Annotated in this window: 3 protein-coding genes and 1 pseudogene; 2 read left to right on the top strand and 2 right to left on the bottom strand. The window is 63.3% G+C overall.

Features of this window, described 5'->3' with window-relative positions:
• Nucleotides 1-244: 244 nt before the first annotated feature.
• Together NRB16_RS28675 and ligB are read right to left on the bottom strand one after the other, a co-directional pair.
• Complete coding sequence (locus NRB16_RS28675; protein ID WP_045486223.1) at nt 245-655, bottom strand: DUF1090 domain-containing protein; 411 nt, start codon at nt 653-655, stop codon at nt 245-247.
• Between the two features lie 42 nt (nt 656-697).
• Nucleotides 698-2,383 (bottom strand): NAD-dependent DNA ligase LigB, encoded by a 1,686-nt coding sequence (ligB, locus tag NRB16_RS28670; RefSeq protein ID WP_257107534.1) that lies wholly within the window; start codon nt 2,381-2,383, stop codon nt 698-700.
• A gap of 208 nt (nt 2,384-2,591) precedes the next feature.
• On the opposite strand from ligB, the gene NRB16_RS28665 reads away from it, so the two are divergent.
• Together NRB16_RS28665 and NRB16_RS28660 are read left to right on the top strand one after the other, a co-directional pair.
• Nucleotides 2,592-3,212 carry a LysE family translocator gene (locus NRB16_RS28665; RefSeq protein WP_045486228.1) on the top strand — a complete coding sequence of 207 codons (621 nt, stop codon included), beginning with the start codon at nt 2,592-2,594 and terminating at the stop codon, nt 3,210-3,212.
• A 133-nt stretch (nt 3,213-3,345) separates the two neighbouring features.
• Nucleotides 3,346-3,431, top strand: a pseudogene (locus NRB16_RS28660) (IS5/IS1182 family transposase); the annotation flags it as partial.

Genomic DNA, 3,431 nt, shown 5'->3' with positions numbered 1-3,431 from the left:
CCCTCCCGTAGGTGCAGTTTTAGCTGCGAAGCCTTTCGCAGCTAAAGCTGCTCCTACGGGGTTGCGTGTTGGCTACGCGACAGCGCGGCGCCGAGGCGGCGGGCGATCTCCCACCGAATTTGTGTCGTGCCTAAGAAGCAGGTACGGCGCCGACTCGGTGGGAGTCGGCTCAGCCGACGAATGCGGTGGTTCATTAAGTAAACAGTGTCGGCTTCAGCCGCGAATGGACTGATATCGCCGTCTCTCAATTCTGAGTCTGGACCTTGTCCAGCTCAGCCTGGGCGTCGACCAGTTCCTTGCGCGACTCGGCCAGTTTGTCTTTGCGCTTGTTGATGCGCTCCGGGTCGCCCTTGGCCATGGCTTTGTTCAGGTCGGTCTGGCGGCGGCTGACTTCACGCTTGGCATCCAGCACCTTCTGTTCATGCTGCTTGAGCAAAGCGGTTTCGCTGCAGTTGGCGTTGACTTCGCTCAGCGCCTTTTCCAGCCCGGCCTGCTCACGTTTGTTGCCGTCAGCCTTGGCTTGCTGAATCTTGCCGTTGATTTCCTGGCTCTTGAGCAGGCAGCCCGAAGCCGGTGGTGCCTGTTCCGCGGCCAGTACCGCTGGCGACCCCAGCGCGCACGCCAGCGCCAGGATCAATGGGGAAAACAGCTTCATGTGAACTCCTTGTGCAAGCCGGGCGCAGATAACAACCCGGCATCAAAATCCCGCAACACCCAAGGCGCTCAACTGACTGCGCAGCGCCTGAACCTGCGGGTCGAGAAAAAATGCCTGTAACTGTGCAGCACGTCCCGGTCCGATCCCGGCTTCGGCCTGCCATTGCTCCAGGCTACGCGCCGCCAGGGTCTGCCAGTCATCGGCCAGGCGGGCGTTACCGGTGGGCGGCAGGCCCAGTGCCTTGAGCCAGAGGCGGAACGGTTTGTCCCGGGCGCTCTGCAGATTGGCAAACAGTGTAGCGCCGCTAAGCTCACCCAGGCCGGGCATCTTAACAAGCTCGGCGGCCTCAAGGGTCATCCAGTCGAGCAAACCGTCGAGCCGCCCGGCATTGAGCAGTTTGTCCCAGGTACCCGGTCCGACCCCCGGCAAGTTCAGCCCCTGCTTGCCAGACAGCCACACCAGCCGCGCCTTGAACTGGCTTTCGCAACCGGGCGTGAGTTGCCAGCAACTGAGCGGGTGATAAGCCTGTGGGTCTGGCACATGCAGCGGCACGCGTTCGCTGTTGCGCAGCAGTACACCGTCGAAGCGCGGGATGGTCAGCCCGGCCAGGCTTAACGCCACCTGATCACCGGGGCGGACATCCAGCTTCTGCCAGCGTTGCAGCGAACCGACACTGACCGAACTTATGGTGCGGTCATCAAGGCGAATCGGCACCAGCTCCAGCATCGGCGTGATCCGCCCGCTGCGGCCGATGTTGAAGGTCACCTTGCGCACCTCGGCCAGCGCTTGCGCGTAGGGGTACTTCCACGCTGTTATCCAGTACGGCGCCTTGGCCTGCCAGCGCTCGGCCGGCGGGCGACTGCCCTGGCGCAGGACCACGCCGTCGGTGGCGAAGGGCAGCGGGTTGCGATACCAGAATTCGCGCCAGGCGCGGGCTTGTTCAATGCCTGCCAGCGGCTGGCTGTAATGGGCCATGTCGCTGAAGCCCAAGGCGGCCAGCTCATCCATGCGCGGCTGCAGTTGTTGCGGGCCGGTGGGCCAGTCCCAGACGAACAGGCCGATTTGCGCTGCCTGCTCGTCACTCAGATCATGGCGGGCCAAGGCACCGGCCACCTGGCTGCGGGCATTGAGGCTGCCGTCGGTGGCCTGCACATGGCCGTTCAGACGCCAGTACAACTCGCCTTGCAGCAGCAGGTCGCGTGGTTCGGGCAACTGACCGGGAATGGCTGCGATACGCCGCGCCTGGGTGGTCCAGTCCTGGCCTTGCTGGCCGTCGCCACGACTGATGGCCTGCGCCAGACGTCCTTGCTCATAAACCAGCGTGACCGCCACGCCATCGACCTTGGGTTGAATCCACACGTCCTCGCGCCCGGCCAGCCAGCGGGCCACAGCCTTGTCATCAGCCAGCTTGCCCAGCCCGGTATGCGGCACCGGATGCAGCACCCGGCCACGTGCGGTGAGTAACGGGTCGTCGGCGGCGCCGGCAGGCAGGTTGAAGCAACTGCGCAATGTGGACAGACGTTGCCGGGCCTGGTCGTACAGCTCATCGGCAATCAGTGATACGCCTTGGCGATGGTAGCTGTCGTCCCACTGCAAGATCTGCTCCTGCAAGGCATGTACTTGCTGACGGGCCTTGGCCGGCTCCCAGTCCGGGCATTGCGCGGCCTGCAAGGTCGCACTGCCAGACAACAGCACAGCGGCAACCAGGAAACGAATTGTTGGCAACATCGAAGCCTCCTTGCTTGATAACGGTGCCCGACAGGCTAGCCAGACATCGCCATAGTCAGTGGCGCAGAGGGTCACAGGGTTTTGCCAGGCTTGAGCGGATGTATCGCGGCGGTACAGTCAACCCGGATAAAAGCCCTTGGCTGTGCCTTGAGCGGGCAGGGTGTGCATGCCAGATTGCAACTCGCTGCCCTGTCTTGCGGAGAATCCCATGGAGCTGTCCACCCTTGCCCTGTTCATCCCGGCCTGTTTCGCCCTGAACATGGCGCCCGGCCCCAACAACCTGTTGTCGGTCAGCAACGCCAGCCGCTACGGCTTCGCCCGCGCCTGCAGCGGCGGAGCAGGGCGCCTGCTGGCCTTCGCCATCATGATTGCCCTGGCGGCCGTCGGCCTGGCCGCTGTGCTGCACACCTCCGAATGGCTGTTCCACGCCATCAAAATCATCGGCGCAGGCTATCTGTTCTGGCTGGCCTTCCAGCTCTGGCGCGCCACCCCGCAAGCTGAAGGCATGGCCGCCGCCGACTCTCCGGGCCTCGCCCGGCTGGCGCGTCAGGAGTTTCTGGTCGCCATCGGCAACCCCAAAGCGATCTTGCTGTTTACCGCATTCCTGCCGCAGTTCGTTGACCAGTCCCGCGACGTGACCGCGCAATTTGCCGTGCTGGGCGCGTTGTTTCTGCTGCTCGAATGCGTGGCGATTGCCCTGTACGCCTGGATGGGCGTGCATGCACGTCGGCTGTTTGCCAGGCCGTCGAGCAAGCAGATGTTCAATCGGGTGTGTTCGGGGTTGTTGGCCAGTGCGGCGACGGCGTTATTGGTGGCGCGGCGGGGGTGAGGTTGTGGAGCAATTGCGTAGGGCGAACTGGCCAGATCCATCACGCTCTTGGCGCTACACAGCGCTCAGCCTTAGGTTTTGTACGAAAAGTCGGTACGGGTAAAATTGCCGCCATGATTGGCTGGAGGCCCGCATGGCAAAGCGTTACGAACTCTCCGACGCATCGTGGGAATTGATCAAGGATCTGGTTTCTCCAGAGCAGAAAATGGGTCGCCCACG

This window comes from Pseudomonas sp. LJDD11, from assembly GCF_024584215.1.
In the GTDB taxonomy this organism is placed as follows: Bacteria; Pseudomonadota; Gammaproteobacteria; order Pseudomonadales; family Pseudomonadaceae; genus Aquipseudomonas.
This window is presented reverse-complemented; position numbering and strand designations above follow the sequence as displayed.